This window comes from Paenibacillus taichungensis (genome assembly GCF_013359905.1).
GTDB lineage: Bacteria > Bacillota > Bacilli > Paenibacillales > Paenibacillaceae > Paenibacillus > Paenibacillus taichungensis.
On the sequence record NZ_JABMCC010000115.1, the window covers coordinates 183,151 to 202,725 of the forward strand.

General features: G+C 44.4%; 18 protein-coding genes. 12 read left to right on the forward strand and 6 right to left on the reverse strand.

Annotated features, from left to right (window positions below; genetic code table 11):
* Positions 1–61 precede the first annotated feature (61 nt).
* The 3 genes from HP548_RS20215 to HP548_RS20225 all read right to left on the reverse strand — a co-directional run bounded on the left by HP548_RS20215 (position 62) and on the right by HP548_RS20225 (position 3,709).
* The gene (locus tag HP548_RS20215; protein WP_175382644.1) at positions 62–961 is read right to left on the reverse strand and encodes a manganese catalase family protein; all 900 of its coding nucleotides are present in this window, start codon (positions 959–961) and stop codon (positions 62–64) included.
* 173 nt (positions 962–1,134) lie between these two features.
* A complete protein-coding gene (locus tag HP548_RS20220) occupies positions 1,135–2,862 on the reverse strand; it encodes a cellulase family glycosylhydrolase (protein WP_175382645.1) in 1,728 nt (575 codons plus the stop codon).
* A 256-nt stretch (positions 2,863–3,118) separates the two neighbouring features.
* Positions 3,119–3,709: a TetR/AcrR family transcriptional regulator gene (locus HP548_RS20225; RefSeq protein WP_076291097.1), complete on the reverse strand. Its 591-nt coding sequence runs from the start codon at positions 3,707–3,709 to the stop codon at positions 3,119–3,121.
* Between the two features lie 175 nt (positions 3,710–3,884).
* Here HP548_RS20225 and HP548_RS20230 point away from each other — a divergent pair, with 175 nt between their 5' ends.
* The 4 genes from HP548_RS20230 (at position 3,885) to HP548_RS20245 (ending at position 9,773) form a co-directional block, all read left to right on the forward strand.
* Positions 3,885–4,655, forward strand: coding sequence for an SDR family NAD(P)-dependent oxidoreductase (locus tag HP548_RS20230; RefSeq protein WP_076291098.1), 771 nt, complete (start codon positions 3,885–3,887; stop codon positions 4,653–4,655).
* A gap of 453 nt (positions 4,656–5,108) precedes the next feature.
* Positions 5,109–6,551, forward strand: coding sequence for a 6-phospho-beta-glucosidase (locus HP548_RS20235; RefSeq protein ID WP_175382646.1), 1,443 nt, complete (start codon positions 5,109–5,111; stop codon positions 6,549–6,551).
* Positions 6,552–6,838: 287 nt separating this feature from the next.
* Positions 6,839–7,669, forward strand: a complete 831-nt coding sequence (licT, locus tag HP548_RS20240) for a BglG family transcription antiterminator LicT (RefSeq protein ID WP_175382955.1) — start codon at positions 6,839–6,841, stop codon at positions 7,667–7,669.
* A gap of 214 nt (positions 7,670–7,883) precedes the next feature.
* Positions 7,884–9,773, forward strand: a complete 1,890-nt coding sequence (locus HP548_RS20245; protein ID WP_175382647.1) for a beta-glucoside-specific PTS transporter subunit IIABC — start codon at positions 7,884–7,886, stop codon at positions 9,771–9,773.
* A gap of 69 nt (positions 9,774–9,842) precedes the next feature.
* Here the strand turns inward: HP548_RS20245 and HP548_RS20250 are convergent, their stop codons facing one another.
* From HP548_RS20250 to HP548_RS20260, 3 genes are all read right to left on the reverse strand, one after another.
* Entirely contained in the window at positions 9,843–11,390 is a 1,548-nt protein-coding gene (locus HP548_RS20250; RefSeq protein ID WP_175382648.1) for a helix-turn-helix domain-containing protein, read from the reverse strand.
* 90 nt (positions 11,391–11,480) lie between these two features.
* A complete protein-coding gene (locus HP548_RS20255) occupies positions 11,481–12,488 on the reverse strand; it encodes an ABC transporter substrate-binding protein (RefSeq protein ID WP_175382649.1) in 1,008 nt (335 codons plus the stop codon).
* Between the two features lie 196 nt (positions 12,489–12,684).
* Positions 12,685–13,275, reverse strand: a complete 591-nt coding sequence (locus tag HP548_RS20260; protein WP_072732639.1) for a biotin transporter BioY — start codon at positions 13,273–13,275, stop codon at positions 12,685–12,687.
* Positions 13,276–13,405: 130 nt separating this feature from the next.
* On the opposite strand from HP548_RS20260, the gene HP548_RS20265 reads away from it, so the two are divergent.
* The 8 genes from HP548_RS20265 to HP548_RS20300 all read left to right on the forward strand — a co-directional run bounded on the left by HP548_RS20265 (position 13,406) and on the right by HP548_RS20300 (position 19,563).
* Positions 13,406–14,251, forward strand: coding sequence for an ATP-binding cassette domain-containing protein (locus HP548_RS20265; protein WP_175382650.1), 846 nt, complete (start codon positions 13,406–13,408; stop codon positions 14,249–14,251).
* A complete protein-coding gene (locus tag HP548_RS20270; RefSeq protein WP_175382651.1) occupies positions 14,236–15,990 on the forward strand; it encodes an ATP-binding cassette domain-containing protein in 1,755 nt (584 codons plus the stop codon). The genes HP548_RS20265 and HP548_RS20270 overlap by 16 nt, the downstream gene beginning before the upstream one ends.
* A gap of 97 nt (positions 15,991–16,087) precedes the next feature.
* Complete coding sequence (locus HP548_RS20275; RefSeq protein ID WP_076291104.1) at positions 16,088–16,393, forward strand: hypothetical protein; 306 nt, start codon at positions 16,088–16,090, stop codon at positions 16,391–16,393.
* Between the two features lie 180 nt (positions 16,394–16,573).
* On the forward strand, positions 16,574–17,023 hold the full coding sequence (locus tag HP548_RS20280; RefSeq protein ID WP_175382652.1) for an NUDIX hydrolase: 450 nt from the start codon (positions 16,574–16,576) through the stop codon (positions 17,021–17,023).
* A 46-nt stretch (positions 17,024–17,069) separates the two neighbouring features.
* Entirely contained in the window at positions 17,070–17,645 is a 576-nt protein-coding gene (locus HP548_RS20285; RefSeq protein ID WP_175382653.1) for a GNAT family N-acetyltransferase, read from the forward strand.
* Positions 17,646–17,727: 82 nt separating this feature from the next.
* Positions 17,728–18,276: a hypothetical protein gene (locus tag HP548_RS20290; protein ID WP_175382654.1), complete on the forward strand. Its 549-nt coding sequence runs from the start codon at positions 17,728–17,730 to the stop codon at positions 18,274–18,276.
* Positions 18,277–18,341: 65 nt separating this feature from the next.
* A complete protein-coding gene (locus HP548_RS20295) occupies positions 18,342–18,929 on the forward strand; it encodes a GNAT family N-acetyltransferase (RefSeq protein ID WP_246318137.1) in 588 nt (195 codons plus the stop codon).
* A 43-nt stretch (positions 18,930–18,972) separates the two neighbouring features.
* On the forward strand, positions 18,973–19,563 hold the full coding sequence (locus HP548_RS20300) for an HAD-IA family hydrolase (RefSeq protein ID WP_175382655.1): 591 nt from the start codon (positions 18,973–18,975) through the stop codon (positions 19,561–19,563).
* Positions 19,564–19,575: the final 12 nt, after the last annotated feature.

Here is a 19,575-nt window from a genome sequence, read left to right on the forward strand (position 1 = left end):
AAAAGCAAAAAAACAGGACGGCGAAGTTAACCTGATAACGGATCGCCGTCTTCATTCATGACTATAGGCCAGCGTGTCGTTTCAATCGTTCTGCAATCTGAATCAGATCCTCTGGGGATACACCAGGTGCGAACTCTTCCGGCAGATCGGGAAGTTCAGGGATGGCTCCACTGTGACCCGGCAAGCCGGCAAAGGCTTCAAGTTTACCGCCATCGATTGGATGTTCTCCTTTCCAGATCTGAGCAATGCGCTGATAGTCCTTGTCACTAAAGGTATAGAGTCTACGGTGCTCACCCATGGCTTCCCATTTGCGCGTTGTATCAAACACCTTATTGTCCAGCCGCGGAATAGGAAATAACTTGGTTACATCGACTCCAGTCGCTATTTCCAGTGCCTTGGCATAGGCCAAAATATGTACGCCTCCACGCACGAGCAAATATCCTGTCATCTCCCTGGCTGTTGGATGATCAGTCATCTCGTAAACTCTCATCTTGTGAGTTCGCGCCCCGCATTCGAGGAAGAAGTTATGAAGCAGATCAAAGATCAGATTACCACTGCTAACGACATAAGAACCATTCCAAGGTCTGCCCATGGAATCGTAGGGAAGCGCCGTTTGAGCGGATTCGATAAAGTGTGAAGTCATACGAGCATCCTTGCCAATGCGCAATGGTGTGGAGTCGGGATCACCTGGTGAAGTTGAGCCAACAAGCATCAGGTTAATAGTATTGGCGACAAGTTCAACGTGGCCGAATTCTTCAGCCGTAATGCTAGCCACGATGTCATAGAAGGGGCGCAGCTTCGACTTTCCTCTGAAATTAAAAGACTGAAACAAATAATTGTTCAACGTTGACATTTCCCCAAACTTGCCACCTAACAGTTCCTGTACCGAGCTAGCTCCATTGGGGTCCGGATTATTGGATAGTGGCAGTTCGATAGCTAGACGGTCTACCCGTTTAAACATTACATTTCCTCCTCAAGCCAAATTACTGTAAAGGTATGAGAGGTTACTTGTACGTTATTCGGGGATTCCAATTTAATAATCTGTTTTGATTATAGAAACATAAAGAACGTTCTGTCAGAACTTGTGCTCTGAACAGAACGTTTAGCATTAATAATATAAAAGCGATATTTAAATTATGAAGAGATTCCTACTACACTGGAACCATTCTTCGTAATTTTGTACGTAATGACGTCTCCGCTCCAGAAGTGGAACTTGAGAATGACTTCGCCATTATTTGTTTCGTTGAAGAAGTTTTGTTTCAGTTCAATCACGTTGCTGCTATAATTCGGACTGAAGGTGTAGGAAAATTCTTTAAATGAAGTCCAGTTTTGCGGACCTGCATTTCCTCCACTTGTATAAGTGGCTTCCATGGTGGCCAGCTGATTGCCATTAAAGATAGTCGGAATCGCAAACGAGCTCGTTGTGCCCGTTACATTGCTCAGTTTAGGTGTATCATACTTGATGATATTCAGGTTCCAGTTTGCGCCTTTGTTGAATTTGACGGTCAACTTGGCATTAACCCCAAGATTGCCGGAAGTGGTCAGTCTGGTTAACAGGCTTGATTTTAACGTCAGCACATCACCGTTGATCGTGTAATCTGTACCTTGAACAAGGGTAGTGCTGCCATTAGCAAGAGAACTAAATGTATTGCCATTGAGATTCAGTTTTACGGTTTTATCCTGGATTGCAGCACCTTTTTTCAGATAAACGAGATCGGATTCAGCTGTGGAGGAACGACCTGTCCAACTTGCTTTCATTGTGTTATACAGATCCTGATCAGACCATGTAAAGCTGGTACGGCCGAAATGCTGTCCATTATCCCATAACATGGTGGTCATCTGTTTCTGACGCAGGTATTGGCCGATAAATTCGAAGAATTTCAGCTTCTCACCTTGCTCGATGACACCTGTGTGCTGATCAAAGCCGAGTAAGCCATACTCGCCGACGATAACCGGAATGCCTTTGGCTGTAAATGCATTGTATACCCGGTCAAATGTATCCGTGATATCCTGCTGTACTTCAGCATTATACTTGGTGTAACCAGCGATATTCACGCTGAATGGCCAGAAACCATAGTAGTGGACGGTAGCGATAATGTTAGGGTCATTCAACTTCGCAATTGTCTGCGATAATGCATCGAGATCTGGTTGAGCGGAAGAGGTATGCATCGTTGGAAGAACCAATGGACGTGTTGCATTGTTGCCGCCGGATGTTCTTACGATGTTATGAAAAGATACATTCAGCTCATCCAGCAAAGCGTATGCTGTAGCGGTATTCGTTGTACCACCTTCGGTGAAGCGTGGTTCATTTACACTTTCGAACATCAGCTTAGTGGATGAGTTTTTGAATTTGTTTGCAATTTGAGTCCAGGCAGAGTTGTAACGAGCAAGAACATTGGCATGGTCATTCTCCATATAGCTGATCCACTGCCATGAATCGTGATGGATATTGATCATGACATATAGATTGGCATCCAGGGCCCAGTTTACAACCTGTTGAACGCGATTCATGTAAGCGGTATCAATAGTGTAGTTGGGTGCTCCTCCTATATGAGCTTGCCAGGTCACTGGAATACGAATGCTTTTGTAGCCTTGATTGGCGATATTTTGAATCAGTTGCTGAGTGATCAGCGGGTTTCCCCAGGCCGTTTCATCTGCACCAACAGCGTCCAGCGAGTTACCCAGATTCCAGCCCGGCTCCATCGCAGTAACATAGGACTGAATATTGGTTGGAGCAGCGGCGGTTGCATTTGCCTGAATCGAGTCATCTGAAGCAGCAGAAGTGATGGCTGATGAGAACAGGGATAGGATCATTGCCGTTACGATAGTGAGCGAGAGGGCCGATTTGCGGTTTTTGTTCATTAACATATTCTCCTTTGTAAATATAATTGTTGAACTAAAAATAGAGCGCTTACAAAATTGGCAATTTAAGTTCAGCATAGAACAAAATCCTAAATTAATTTAAATGGAATCACCACCAAATTAAGTATTGAAAACGTTTTCTGAAATGCAACTATATCATGATTTATTCAAAGAAAATACCATGATAATTGGATGATAATTCATGTAAAAATTAGTGATTATGACAATTATGGAATATCGCAGGGGGTGGTGTGGATTACTCTTTTACATGAAAAACTTCTGTGGATATCAGCATTAATTCTACAATTTGTGTGTTCATATATTGCGGAGACGTTGGGAAATCTTCTTCAATCCAGCGAATCAAAAGACCAGCGACTCCATGAGCCCGATAGATGTATAACCATTTTGGATCAATTACGGACCCTTCCTCAAGCTCATAATCGTATTCTGCTACAAAAAGATCCTCAATCACTCTCGCCATTTGGTAGCGGAAATCCACCTGGATATGATCACTCAATAACAATTTGTATAGTGCAGCTTGTTCTTTCAAGTATGTAAACAGCGTGATATCTTCGGCATGCATTTCTTTTAAATTGACTTTGGTGATGTATCTGTATGGATTTTTGATCTGTTGAACAAATTCGACTAGAACCTCCTGAATAATCTCACGTAACAAATCCTCTTTGGTTGCGAAATTGGCATAAAATGTGCCCCGATTATAATTGGCCTCCCGGACAATTTCAGATATGGAGATCTGTTGAAAAGGCTTTTGTGAAAGCAAGCGTAGAAAAGTTTCTTTGATATCCGACTTGGAACGCAAAATGCGTTTGTCAATTCGATCTGTCATGAATAGTTCACCTCGTTTACAGTATCGTTCATGTCACTTAATTCTGCAACTTGGTGTACAAAATACGATCAAGTGTACAGTAACGTACAATTCCAGGCATATTACGGATTGAATAAGGTCAATGATATAGATATATTGAGGATTGTTTAAAATTAATATTAATGGAGGTATTCATATGACATTTCCCGTATTGGAAGGTAAAGTGGCCATTGTAACAGGGGCAGCGATGGGCATGGGTGAAGCAACTGCTCAACTTTTTGCCGCAGCCAAAGCAAAGGTAATCGTTGCAGATTTTAACGAAGAGAAAGGACAGGCTGTCGTTGAATCCATTCGTGCGGCTGGTGGTGAATCCGCTTTCGTGAAAGTCGATATTTCCAAATCGGAAGAAGTACAAGCGATGGTGAAGTTTGCAGTTGAGACTTATGGACAACTGGACGTGGCCGTTAATAATGCCGCACTCACGCCAGATGACAAACCAGCAGCTGAATTTGACGAAGCCTACTGGCATCGCCTGATTTCAGTTGACCTGACAGGTACTGCATTGTGTATGAAATATGAACTTCAGCAAATGCTGAAACAAGGCAAAGGCGGTTCCATTATTAACATTTCATCGGTTAGTGGATTCCGTCCTCAACCCAATAACATTGCTTATGTAGCTGCCAAGCATGGCGTGGTTGGTATGACCAAAGTAGCTGCAATGGAAAACGGACCACACAACATTCGGGTTAACTCGGTTGCTCCAGGAGCAATCGATACACCTATGCTGCGTGGTGCCTTGGATCAATTCGGTTTCACGGCAGAGGAGTATGCTCCGCAGTTGAGCTTGCTTAATCGTTTTGGACAACCTAATGAAATTGCACAAGCAAGTCTCTGGCTCGCATCTGACGCTGCTTCTTATATCACAGGCACTACGATTCACGCGGATGCAGGGTACACGTCTCGTTAATCATTAAAACGAAGAATTTGAAAGATCTAATCCGACTACCCAGTCACAATAAAATTGACAATTCAGCTATTCCTTGCTAAAGTTTTATCCAATCCGCATAATTGTGATCTGGGAATGTTACCGATATGGGCATAACCTGAGCTGGCTTGTATACACTGCAACGTGTATCCGGGCTGGTTCGGGTTTTTTGTATTTAAGTTGAACGAACAAACGATTTTACATTGGACACTGCGCTGCCAGAACAATCTTCCGATCGCTGTTATCCCCAGATTTTTTGATTCCCTTTTTAAAGGGGAAATCCGGGGATAAAGGCGAACACTCCGCTTCTCCAGATTTTTTCTGTCCTCTCCGTTTATGATGTAAATGTGTAGTTCAACTTAAATATTTTGTCTTATTAATGTTTCTTGCGATTTGAGCGGATAACAGAATTACATATTTGGAAGGAGAATAAGGATGACTAATTTTAAGTTTCCCAAAGACTTTTTGTGGGGTGGTGCCATTGCTGCCAATCAGGCAGAGGGTGCTTATCTGGAAGATGGCAAAGGGCTGAGCATTGTTGACTTGCTGCCGACAGGAGAGAATCGCAGAAGCATAATGAAGGGTAATGTTCCTGCATTAACCCCGCTGGAAACCGAGTTTTATCCTTCACATGAAGCAATTGATTTCTACCATCGTTATCCCGAGGATATCGCGCTGTTTGCCGAGATGGGCTTCAAAGCGCTGCGTGTATCCATTTCCTGGGCGCGGATTTTCCCAACTGGAGAAGATGCACAGCCGAATGAAGCGGGTTTGCAGTTTTATGATCGATTATTCGATGAACTGTTGAAGCAGGGTATCGAGCCTGTAGTAACACTTGCTCACTTCGATGTACCCGTTAATCTAATTGAGAAATATGGCAGTTGGAGAAGCCGTGAGTTGGTGACTCTGTTCGAAACCTACGCGAAAACCGTATTCAGCCGTTACAAGGACAAGGTGAAATATTGGATGACGTTCAACGAAATTAACATGCTGCTGCATCTGCCATTCCTTGGTGCGGGTCTGGTCTTCAATGATGGTGATCATGTGAAAGAGATTCAGTATCAGGCAGCACACCATCAATTGGTGGCAAGTGCACTGGCGGTTAAAGCTTGTCATGAGATCATCCCAGGCGCAATGATCGGCTGTATGCTTGCGGCAGGAAGCTTTTATCCTTATACCTGTAATCCGGATGATGTGTTCCAGGGCATGGAGAAAGACAGAGAGTCTTACTTCTTCATTGATGTTCAGTCGCGTGGAGAGTACCCAGGTTATGCCAAACGTTTCTTCAAGGATCATGGATTGAATATTAACATGCAGCCAGGTGATGCGGAAATTCTGAAAAACCATACGGTTGATTATATCGGATTTAGCTATTATTCAAGTCGTACAACCTCCACCGACCCGGAAGTCGTCAAAAACATGACGAGCGGCAATGTGTTTGGTTCTGTAGCCAATCCATATTTGGCAAAATCGGAGTGGGGCTGGACGATTGATCCCAAAGGCATCCGTATTACAGCCAATCAACTGCACGACCGATATCAAAAACCGCTGTTTGTTGTAGAAAATGGATTTGGAGCCAATGACGTGGTTACCCCTGAAGGTGAAGTTGATGATGCGTACCGGATTGATTATCTGAAACGCCATGTTGCCGAGATGGGTGAAGCTCTACAGGATGGCGTAGAGATCATCGGTTATACAAGCTGGGGGCCCATCGATATTGTCAGCGCTTCTTCAGGAGAGATGAGAAAACGCTATGGTTATATCTATGTCGACCGTGACAATGAAGGTAAGGGTGATTTGAAGCGGATCAAGAAAAAGAGCTTCCAATGGTACAAAAATGTGATTGAATCGGACGGCAGCAATTTAGAATTGGAATAAGTAGGGGAGGATGAGGGACATTCTCCATGATCATATCGGAAGGACCACTCTTCATGGAACTTCCGATTGCTCCCTCGTTGAAAGCGTTGACATATGTGTCTCTTCGCGCTATACTTGACGCAATTATATCGTTTTGGGATTGTTACTACTTGAAGTAGGCAAAACCTAAGCACCAAAAAAAACAGACGCACATGTCTTGTTTATTTTGTGATGCTTCAGGTTTTTTTTGTATGCCCAAAAGGCGATATATGACTGCCAAGAGAGTGGATCGTGACGGGGGGATTGAAGTGAAAATAGCAAAGGTTATCAACAATAACGTCATTAGCATCTATCAGGCGGATGGAGCAGAGCTTGTAGTGATGGGGCGTGGGATTGCCTTTAAGAAAAAGCCGGGGGATAAAGTAGACGAGACCCGTATCCAGAAAGTATTTGCGCTTAAAAACAAGCAGACATCCGACAATTTTAAAATGCTTCTGCGTGAAGTGCCCATGGAGCTAATCGAAATTGTGGAAGAAATTATTACCTACGCCAGAGAGAATCTGGGCCGTAACCTGAATGAAAATATTTATGTTTCTCTGACAGATCATATTAACTTTGCGATTGAACGATATCGTGAAGGGGTTGAAATCAAGAATGCACTGATGTGGGAAATCAAACAGCTGTACAAGGCTGAGTTCGGACTGGGTCTGAAAACGCTGGAGCAGATCAAGTCCAGACTTCATATCGAGCTTCCACCGGATGAAGCAGCGTATATTGCCCTGCATATTGTCAATGCGGAGATGAATGAAGAAGTTATTACAACAATGAACATCACGAAGTTTATTCAGCAGATTATTAATATAGCGAAATATCACTTCAAGATGGAATTCGATGAAGAGTCTCTCAGCTATTTTCGTTTCATTACGCATCTGAAGTTCTTCTCCCAGAGGGTATTAAGCGGCACGCATTATGACAATAATTATGACCACTTTTACGACATGATCAAAGAGAAGCACCCGGAAGCGGCGGCATGTACGGAGAAAATCGAAATGTTCGTCAACAAGGAATATAACCATCAGCTTACCAACGAAGAGAAATTGTATCTGACCGTCCACATTAAACGGGTCGTTAATCGATAATAATTAAAATGTTGACAAATTTGGTTAAATCATAATAATATGAGATTAACAGGAATTAAATACGATTTAACTGGGATTGTTACTGGTTATGCAGGCAAAACCTAAGTCATGAGAAGGCAGGACCAATGTGTCCAAACCTTACTCAAGGCTTAGGTTTTTTGCGTGCAAAAAAATCGGTAAGGTGCCTGTTTTAGTAAATATGGAGGTGCACATCATGAGTCAGGAAAAACTCGCAAAAGAGATCGTCGAGCTGGTCGGCGGCGAAAAGAATGTGGTATCACTGGTACATTGCGCAACACGTTTGCGGTTTGTATTGAAGGATGATGCCAAGGCAGACAAAGCCAAGCTGGAAAAGACAGAAGGAATCATTGCAGTCAAGGAAAACGGGGGTCAGTTCCAGGTGGTCGTTGGCAATAAGGTGCCTGAGGTTTACAACGCCATTGGTCAGATCAGCAACATTTTGGATGATTCTTCCGAAAAGGAAAAGCCGAAGAAGTCCGCAAAAGGCTTAGGCGGCATCATCGATGTGATTTCTAGTATTTTCGCACCGCTATTAGGGGTTATGGCGGGAGCAGGTATCTTGAAAGGGCTGCTGCTCATTGCAAGCAATGTCGGCTGGCTGGAAACAACGGAAAGCACGTATAAAATCCTATTTGCAGCAGCAGACAGCCTGTTTTATTTCTTACCTTTGCTATTAGCGGTTACAACTGCTCGCAAATTCCAGGGTAACATGTTTGTAGCAATGACCATTGCAGGCGCATTAATCTATCCTTCCATCGTCACGCTCAAGGCGGAGGGAACGCCAACCGATTTCTTCGGTATTCCTGTGATTTTGATGAATTATTCATCTACCGTTATCCCTATTATTCTGGCAGTTATCGTCATGAGCAAATTGGAGAAATTCTTCAATAAAGTTCTTCACGAAAGTGTGAAAAATTTTGTCACTCCATTATTTTTGCTTGTCATTATGGTACCTCTTACTTTGCTTGTATTCGGTCCATTTGGAGTATATGTAGGTAATGCCATTGCATCAGGACTTGTGGCCGCCTTCGGATTCAGTCCGTTATTGGCAGGAGCCGTTATGGGTGCAAGCTGGCAGCTGCTCGTTATTTTCGGAATTCACTGGGGTCTTATTCCCGTTTTTATCAACAACGTTGCTGTGTATGGACGTGATGGCGTCAAACCGGCTGCGACGGCTTCCATCTTTGCACAGACCGGAGCTGCATTCGGCGTTATGCTGAAAACCAAAAATAAGAAGCTGAAAACGCTGGCGGGTTCATCGACATTGACAGCCTTGTTCGGGATTACCGAGCCGGCCATCTATGGTGTCACTCTGCCACTCAAACGTCCATTCATCGCAGGAGTGATCGGGGGTGCTGTTGGTGGGGCCATCATTGGTCAGGCGGGTACTCAGGCATTCGCTTCGGGCGCTCCAGGATTACTGACTTTGCCGATCTTCTATGGACCGGGTGGAGAGGGCTTCCCTGGACTGATTCTTGGGATCTGCGTATCCTTTGTTGTTTCGGCTGCATTGACGTACATTATGGGATTCAAAGATCCGGTTGAAGAGGAAGAACAAGAAAAAAGCACGGAATCTACCAATCCATCAATAAGAACAGCGGATTCCGTGGATCAAGAAGTTCTTAGTCCGATTGAGGGGACCATTGTTGAACTGACTGAGGTGCCAGATCCGGCATTTTCATCCGGCGCGATGGGCAAAGGCATTGCGATTGAGCCAGCAGTTGGCCGAGTCGTTGCTCCTTTTGACGGTACTATTACCGTGGCTTTCAAAAAGAAACATGCCCTGGCTGTTGTATCGGATACAGGTGCGGAGATTTTGGTTCATGTTGGGGTGGATACCGTCAAGCTCGATGGTCAGCACTTTACATCACATATTCAGGAAGGAGATCGGGTTAAAGCAGGAGATTTGCTGCTGGAATTCGATATCGCTGCAATCAAGGTCGCTGGTTATCATACGGTAACCCCTATTATTGTAACGAATTCTGCAAACTATGAGGAAGTGGTTCCTTTGACTACAGGAGAAGTTCGGGTTCAAGAGCCTTTACTTACCCTATATGGTGGAAAGGGACAGGAACAAGAGTAGAAATAACAAAAGCCGTGTCCGACGTGGAACAGAATGTTTCTGTTTACGTGGACGCGGCTTTTTTTGCTGTTACCCAATCAAATTCATCAGATCCTGAACCTGTCCCATCATGGAGATTGGATCTTCCCGAAGCCAGTCCTCCGTCATACGGTAAACCTGACCGTTCTGCACTGCCGGAAGCTGCTGCCAATACTTGCTGCGTTCAAGCTGTTCAAACTGTCGGATGGATTCCGGGTCGCCTGACACAACGATAAAGAGATGATCACCCGCATACTTATGCAATTGATCCAAAGGAATATCTTCTTTGAACGGATGAGATTTATTTTGCTGGGCTGCCAGCACCGGAGCAGGTGGTTTTAATTGCAAATCACGATATAACACACCTACGTCGTAGTAGACCTGGAAGGTAGCGGGAAGTCCTCTCATCCAGAAGAATGAAACTGTTTGGTCACCATCTTGAAGAGGAGACAAGACTCTTTGGGTTTCCTTGATCTTGTTCATATAGCTTTCCATCCAGGCTTCTGCCACAGATGTCCTTCCAGTCAAATCCGCAATAAGACGAAAGCGTTCAAAGAAGGGCAGGGACCAGGGAACATCCAGTGTAGGAGCAATTTTGGAGTATTCGGCATAATGATGCCCGTTAAAAGTCACGATGAGATCGGGTTTCAGCTCCGATATCTTATCCATATATGGCGTTACCACGGAATTTCCAATCGAAGGAACACCTCGCACATGACCCTGGTAATAACGGCAGTCTAGCAATTGGTAAGGTGCACCAATCGGTGTTATGCCGAGCGCCAGCAGCTCACCCAGGAACTGAAAGGAGGCGACACGCATTGTATGCTTTCTTAGATGAATATATAAACGCGGCGATACACCGGTATATTGCTTGAAGCTACGACTGAAATGAAAAGGATCGCGGAATCCGATGTGTCCTGCAATTTCCTGAATCGAATCATTTGATTCCAGCAGACGTTTTTTGGCACGATTCATTCGCAAGGCATTCAAATATTTGATGGGACTCTGTCCGGTGTGCTCACGAAAAAGACGTGAAAAATGGCGTGTGGATAGCCCAGTCTCTGCGGCAAGTTGATCCAAAGTATAGTCAAGTGTAACGGATTGTTCCAACCGTTGAAGGAGTGTATCCACGGCCTGTATGCTGCGATGCTCTTTATCCATCGTGTCGGCTTTCATGGCTAGTAAAATCAATTCCTGAAACAGCACATGTTTGCTGTAGTTTTCCTTTTCATCGCAAAGATCCTCCACGGGATGCAGCAAGTGTACCAATTGAATCATGCGAGAAACATGTTCAGGGTATACTTGTCCTTGCGCTAATGCAGCCATTCGGGGCGTACCCTGAACAGTTACGGGCAGAGGTTCGAATTCAACGCTATATACTTGCAGAGGAAGATCTGATAGACTCTCAAGCTGCACTTCCATACCGGGATGAAATAGAAAGCAGTTTCCTGGCATAACCTCAGTCTGTTTATCCATGGAATGGACTTTACCACGCCCTTCGGTGATAATCATCAATGTATGACGGTGTATTGATTTTGTACACGGACCGGATATCGCATCGCAGTATGTCCCTGTAAGTATATAGACCAGCGAAATCATGGTATCCCTCCTCAAAAGCTGAAAAGAAGCTCTTCAGGCAGGATCGCTGAAGAACTTCTCCTCTATTGTATATGATGTGATTAATATCTTTTATTTGGTGAGCAATTGAACGGCATCATCCAATTGAGCACTGAGAGACATCACGTCGTAAGAGAACCATAGGCTCTCATCAACCACGTAAACTTTATTATTTTTGACGGCAGGCAGTGAGTGCCACAACTGGCTATCATCCACCTCTTTCAGGAAATCAGGATCATTATCGAATCTTACCACAAACAGTCGATCTGCTGAAGCATATTCCGGCAGTTTCTCAAGAGAGATGTTGATGCCGAGTTCATGATTCCCTTTTGCCCATTCCTCTTTGACGGTATCCGTCATGTTGAACTTCAGAGCATCATATAAGGTATAACCGACATTAGCGTTCCCGTACACTCTGAGTTGACCTTTTTCAAATCCGCCAATAACCACAACGCCGAATGTCTCATCTGGTGAAACGAAGGAAGAAAGCTTGGTCCGTGCCTCTTCGGATTTCTGATTAAATGCTTGAATCCATTCCTGTGCCTGTTCGCTTCTGCCAATAACGTCAGCCACTGACTTGAAATGTTGGAATGCATCGGCACCTTCCCATTGAACAACAACCGTAGGGGCAATCTTGGACAGCTGCTCCAATTGATCCTCATTCCACTCTGCAGCAATGATGAGGTCCGGCTGCAGTTCAAGTGCCTTTTCCAAATTCAGCTTATTGGAGACCCCGATATCTTCGATCCCTTCCAATTGATCTTGAATCGAGACATAGTTGTTAAGCAGATGTGATGCTGCCCCAGCGGGCTTAAGTCCTGCTGCCAGCATTTCCGGTAAATATTGTGTAGTGAGAACACGTTGGGGATGGGCTGGAATCGTTACCTCACGGCCCAGAGCATCCTTATATACGCGAGTTGCCGATTCTAAGGCAGTATCGGTTGACGTTTCTGTCTGCAGTGCAGAATTACCTTCAGTAGAAGGTGATGATGTTTGTTTCCCTTGACCGCAAGCGGAGAGAAGCAAGGTTAGCACAAGGATAATGCACGAAAGCTGGAGTTTATTTGGATGACGCAACATAATAATGAAATCCCCTTTTTCTTTTATAATGATAATCATTATCAATTATTATAGTCAAGACTTCTTTTGAAGAACATGTTGAATATGGACTTGAAGCATGGAAAATATGGACATGACGTTCTGGCACAAAAGAAAATACCTCCAAAAATTAATTTTGGAGGCATTTGTTTCGTTTTATTCACGATCCAATGATGTCCTAAGAATCTGCTCGCACAACCGTTGAGTTCATATTGCCTGTCAGTCGTTGCGGAGGGAAGACCATGCGGACAGGTGCGATGATGATCGCAGCGAACAAGGCTTTGATTAGATCACCGATGATGTAGGGATAGAACCCTTGTATCATGGCTTCGGGTAATGACATTTTGTAGGCATAGGCCAACCAGGGCACGCCCGAAACATAGATCAACATTGAACCAAATACCTCAAATACGATAAAGGCCAGGAAATAACCAACGAATCCGTTCAGTTTGATTCTGCTGAGTAATAACCCAATGAGCAATGCGGAGAAGGGCCACATCATGACATATCCCCCGGTAGGCCCAAGGAGTACTGCAAGTCCGCCTGCGCCATGCAGAAGCGGGAAGCCAATCGCAGTCAGGACTACGACCAAAGCGACACTTAGAAAACCATATAATGGGCCAAGCAGTCCTCCTGCCAGCATAACCGCAAGAGTTTGCAGTGTAATCGGCACAGGAGAGAAACCAATGGGAATACTTATGTAACCAAAAAGAACAAGTATGGCTGCCATCAGTGCGCTGAATACAATACCTCGCAAAGATAATTTCATGTTTGAACATTCCTTTCAATTTTGGTAATCTTATTGTTAACCGATCAAACGAATGTGGTTAACGATTTGGATCGTACCACAAAAGATTCAAAAGGGAAAGGACCAATTTGCGATGCAAGACGTTACACCTTTGATAAAACTAGAAAATGTCCGTGTTCATTATGCTTCCGAGTCAGGACGTGTTCGTAAGGCAGTGGATGGGGTTTCGTTGGATTTAGCTCCCGGTGAATGGATAAGTATTGTGGGAGCCAATGGTAGCGGCAAAAGTACGCTGGCTGGACTGCTGATTGGATTCACGCCACTATCTGGCGGAGAAAGAATGGTTGCTCCAGAACTGGTTGTGCGTGGAGTCCTCCAGCAGCCTGATGCCCAGGTACTTGGAGATACCATTGAGGAGGAATTTCATTTTGCCTTATCCTCACTGCTGGAATCTCCTGATGAACAATTACGTCGGAGAGAGCACGCATTACATACGGTAGGACTTGAACACCCGCCACAGGCGGCAATATCGATGCTGTCTGGAGGGCAGAAGCAGTTGCTTAATATCGCGGTAGCGCTGGCGGCCAAGCCGGATGTACTCATTCTGGACGAACCTACGGCCATGCTTGATCCGGGAGCCAGAGATCGAATGGAAGCTGTAGTTCAAACTATTGTCCAGCAGGGGACGGCGGTAATCTGGATTACGCATCATTTGGAGGAAGCGACTCTTTGCAATCGAATTATTGCCATGGAACAGGGACGCTGTGTATATGATGGAGCGCCTGCGGCTTTCTTCTATGGAAAAGATAAGGAAGAGATAACGGCTGACGCTGGAAAAGGAGCACAACAACCATCACCCTGCGAGAAGCTTGGGCTTGCGCCACCTTTTACAGTGCAGACGGCTCTACTCCTGAAACGGAAAGGTTTGCTGCATCATGCAACTCCTCTGCGACCAGAGCAGTTGGTTAAGGAGGTAGCCCTTTGGCAATCGAATTAGAACATGTAGGTATAGCTTCATCACAACCTGACAAAAGAGCGCTGCTTCAAGATATCACTGTCCGACTGAACCGTGGCGAAATCACTTTATTATTAGGCTGCACAGGATCAGGCAAAACTACACTGCTGCAAACGATCGCTGGCCTGAAACCTCCAGATGAGGGTAGCCTCAAGCTGGACGGAGAGCTTTTCTGGCAGAACGGGAAAGTGCCACAGTCCATTCTGTTGCAAATGGGGTTGGTCTTTCAATTCCCAGAGCAGCAGCTGTTTGCCCGAAGTATTGGGCGTGAATTTGCTTATTCTCTGCGTCCATATCGGCTACCGGATGAACAAAAGAAAAAGCAGATTTCCGAAGCACTTGAGCACTGGGACTCTCCAGCGGGTCAGGGAGAGGAAGAACGATTCCATTCGGACAGATCCCCCTTTGCACTAAGCGGGGGAGAACGGAGAAGATTGGGGCTTGCCCTGGGAACTGCTACGCAGCCTTCATGGCTATTGCTCGATGAACCCAGCGCTGGATTGGAAGCACAAAGTGTGCTCATGCTGCTGGATGTATTGAATCAGCATCGAACTACAGGTGAGGGAGCCATTGTGGCTACACACGACCTGGACACATTTTTACCACATGCGGATCGGGTTCTGTTGTTGAAGGCTGGGCGTCTGGTTGCTGATCTCATGCCACGTGAACTTCACACAAGGCCAGACCTACTGGAGCTTGCCGGAATTGGTCTGCCACCCTCCATGCAACTGGCACAACAATTTGCGGCGGCGGGCATTCATTTTCCTACTACTGCGTTGACCCCGGAGGAAATGGCTGAAGGTATTGTTCAGTCCGTCAATGAGCCTTTAGAGCAGAAGGTTGATGTTATTGGTAATGAGGATCAACTCGGAATGGATGAAGCGAAGCTTACCTTTTCAAGCTCTAACACTCCGGGAGGAGAAGGCATGCAGGAGGGCAGATACGCCCACGCAGAAACAGGCACCAACAGAGGATTATATGGGGCCATGGACCCGCGTTTGAAATGGGTTTTATACATTTTGCTCGTGACCGCGACGATGCTTCAACACCACTGGTTAGGTCTCTCTCTTACGTTGGTGCCAGTCATCTTGGCACTTGTTGTGCTGCCACGTCAGGTTCTGATGGGATGCTTGAAATTAATGAAGCCGCTCGTACTGTTCTTTCTCGTATCAACCGCGTTGTCGGGCACAACTCTTTCTACAGAAGGTGGCGGCCTACAGTTCGGATTCTCCTTAATGCAGGCGGAGGGGACGTTACTGAATGTATACCGTTTGTTTATCGTTACGTTGGCAAGTCTTTGGTTTTCACTGACTACGCCATATGGGCGCATGGTTGAGGGGCTGAATTGGGTGCTGGGCGTCGGCAAAAAAATCAAACTGCCCGTGTCGTCGTTTGCACTCGCTGTGTCCCTAATCTTTCGTTTTATCCCGATGATCTGGAGTGAATGGCAGCGATTCTCGCTAATTGTCCGGGCACGCGGCAAAGCTGCATTACGACCGAATACGGTACGTGTGCGTGATCTTGGTCCAATGGTCATTCCCTTGCTCATGGCGCTGTTTCAGCGTGCAGAAGATATGACGATTGCAATGGAAATGCGGAAAGTTAGAGAGAATTCCCTGCTTGGAGCACGTTCCTCCTTATTGGTATGGTCCAAACGAGATACATGGATTTGCATGATTGGACTTATTGTTTTTGTATTTTATATCTGGATCAGAGACTGAAACGCATTGTTTGCCATGAATCATGCATAAATCCTTACATTTCCGTTCAAAATAAACATGCTTTGATCACCACGAAGCAGATATGGAGGGACGAACGATGAAGGATAAATTTTTGCAAGAAGAAAGACAAGAATATACCGATGTATCCACGGTGGAGTCGCAGCGAAATGATATCACACTCGAAGAGTTCCCAGAAGGTCCTTACGGCTCATCTCTAATGTCTGAATCACTTGGCAAAAGCTCGCCGTGGCGAGTGGATCAAAGGACCGCACACCGTTTCGATTATGAAAATCATGAGCTGCACGAAGGGGAGGTTCGGGATTATCCCGGTCAGGACGTCTACGATGAAACGGTCCCCGATAATGTAACCAAGCCTCAATACCCGGAAGAAGAAGAAGCATAATGACGTATTATATAAAATAGATGATAGCCTTCGGCAGGATCTTCCTGTCCGGGGGCTATTTTTAGTTGAATCGTTTATGAAAACAAATCTCCTCAAATTCCACAATATGGGTTATTATAGGCGTAGTTCGTATTAAAAAAGTTTCTGATATATCATTTCTAACAATATAAGGAGATAACCATGGATCAGGACTATATTCAGTATATGCGGTCATTTGTGGGGAACGCCAAAGTTATCATGGTGGTTTCAGGGGCTATCGTACTCGATGAGACTGGCAAAGTTCTATTACAAAAACGATCAGATAATGGATTCTGGGGGTTTCCAGGTGGATTTATGGAGATAGGAGAAACCGTTCAGGAGACAGCACAAAGAGAAATATATGAAGAAACAGGTTTAACACTGAATTCAATAGAATTATTCTCGATATACTCAGGTCCTGAATACGAGGTCGTTTATAGTAATGGAGATGAAGTTGCATTGGTGCAAGTGATGTTCAAAAGCAACGACTTTTGTGGAACGATAAAAGAAAGTGAAGAATCCATAGAAACACGATTTTTTGATATACATTCCATACCAGAACATTTCTTACCCACACACAAGCAAATTATTGAAGATCTAAGGAAAAAATAAGATGTATTTGTAGAGCTAGAAAACTAAATAATGGGGGGGTATCAGAATGAGAGAGATTAACTATAGCGATTATTTTTGGCAGGATGATAAGGTCAGATTACGTGCTTTGCGTGAGGAAGATTGGGAGGATCATTATTATAACCGATTTGATTCACCCGCTCGTCGTTTACTGGAATGTGCAGTAGAGCTGCCACCTACGAATGCTGAGGCGAAGAAATTTACGGAAGCTTTCTCCGATTTCTCTCTAGACAGAGGACGAATCATGTTCACGATTGAAAATATGGATGGTGAGAATGTCGGGGGCGTGAACCTGAACAGCATCGATGAGCGGAATGGTACCTTTAGCATTGGAATTCAAATCGACAGGGACCATCGCGGAAAAGGATACGGGACGAGAGCCATTCGAATTTTGCTCAAATATGCCTTTTTCGAGCGCAGGCTTAATAAATTCAATGATTATGTTCTGGAAGGAAATGAGCCTTCTGCAGCCATGATGAGAAAGCTTGGATGTGTGCAGGAGGGCGTGCGTCGTCAGGTGATTTATACTGATGGGAAATATCAGGATCTGATCCTGTTTGGGTTAACCAAAGACGAGTTTATGGATAAGGAAGGACTTGAGTGAGTCTCATTTTAAATCAGAGCGGCCCGATGTTTATGATCTGCCAATGTTAGTTCGGTAACTGACAATGTGCAAGGGGTGAAATATGAGGAAGCTGTTATGGATAGGTTCGTGCTTTATTGTATGTGTATTGGTTAGTGTTACTGCATTCTTCTGGAATGATATTTTTGGATATAAAACGTTAGAGAAGGCTGTTCAGTCTACTTGGAAATACCCCCTTCAAGTGGTTAATGTAGATCAGCAAAATGAACTGGTTTTGTCACTGGACCAAACACAATATGTTTTCGCTGCTTATGAACATAAGAATGGGAGATATCACTATGATACCGATAGTGAATCAGGTTGGACAGCGAGTTCAGATGTGGGGCTCGCCTTTTTGGTACAAGCGGAACCGAAGAACAACAAAGGAAATTTTATATGGGGCGCTTTATATTCCGATATGCCTGTACACAAGTTTAAGATTGAATACACAAACGGTGAGACTCAGGATGTTGAGTCAAACAATAATACGTTTATCATGAGAATGACGGAAGCTTACCAGAGTGAAGACAAAATGATGTTAATGACAACGTTCACGAATGTGTATGCTCTTGATGAAGAGAACAACGTAATACAAGCTTTTAATCTGAATTGATTTTTGGTTATCGAGCTTTAAAGTAAAACGCAGAAGGGTAGATAAGATGTACACCAGGAGGCATTATGAAACAAATTATGAAACAAACCAACCAAAGTGATGAATTAATCATTGATTGCAAAGATATATATTTGCGCGAGTATCGACTTGAGGATTTGGAGAAATTGCAGGAAATCACCTGGCAACCTGAGGTATACGAATTTTTGCCAGGATGGAATGCTGCGGTTGAAGAGAGAGTACTTTGGCTGACTCAATACGAAATCCCTGAGAATCAGAATTTTAAACAAGCTGTTTTGGAGGGAGGAGACATCGGAGACCTCTGTTTACGGTTGGCTATCGTGCTCAAAGAAAATGATGAGTTTATTGGATGGTGCTGCTCAGGGATCAAGGATGAACTGCCAGCGCCCAATCGGGAGATTATGTATGGCATTTCGAAACACTTCCGGAACCGTGGCTATACAACGCAGGCAGTAAAAGGAATAACACAGTATTTATTTGAAAATACAAACGTTGAAGTATTGAATGCCATTGCTTTATTAACGAATCAGGCATCCAACAAGGTAATACAGAAATGCAATTTTGAATATCTGAATATGATTGAAATCGAAAATGAACCTTACAACCATTACCAATTGTTGAAGCACCAACAATAACCCTACTGTAATTGGCTCAAGATGACTGCACAGGAGTGATACCATGGATTCCAAACCCCAACTTGTTTTAGATCTGGCCGGTGTGCTGATCACCAATCTTTCCTCTTCATTCTGGCAGGAGCTTGCAAGCTATGCAGGTACTCCTTTTCCTGTATTAATCGAGCAATTGAGTGGTATACGCAAGGACTTGTGGACAGGAAGCATGACAGAGGAACAGTTCTGGATCTGGATGCAAACCCAATATCCCAATATGGATAAGATGTATGCTTATGAATTGCTTGAAAAAACAACAGAGTTGCTACCTGCCATGCATCGTCTTGAACGATGGAGCAAGCAGGCAGAACTTCATCTCTTAAGTAATCATTGTCAAGAATGGATTCAACCCATTTTGCCGTTGATCCAACCGTATTGCAAGAGCATTACCATTTCCAATCAGGTCGGATATTGCAAGCCTAATATAGAAATATATGAACTTGTACAATCTCATCTAGCCAGGGATGTACGTATTATATATGTGGATGATCAGGCTAAAAATTTGAAGCCTGCTGCTGAGCTGGGATGGGAAACATTACTTGCGGATGAGCAGCATCAATGGATTGCTGAAATTGACGAATGGCTCGCAGACCAACGATAACTTCCGATACAG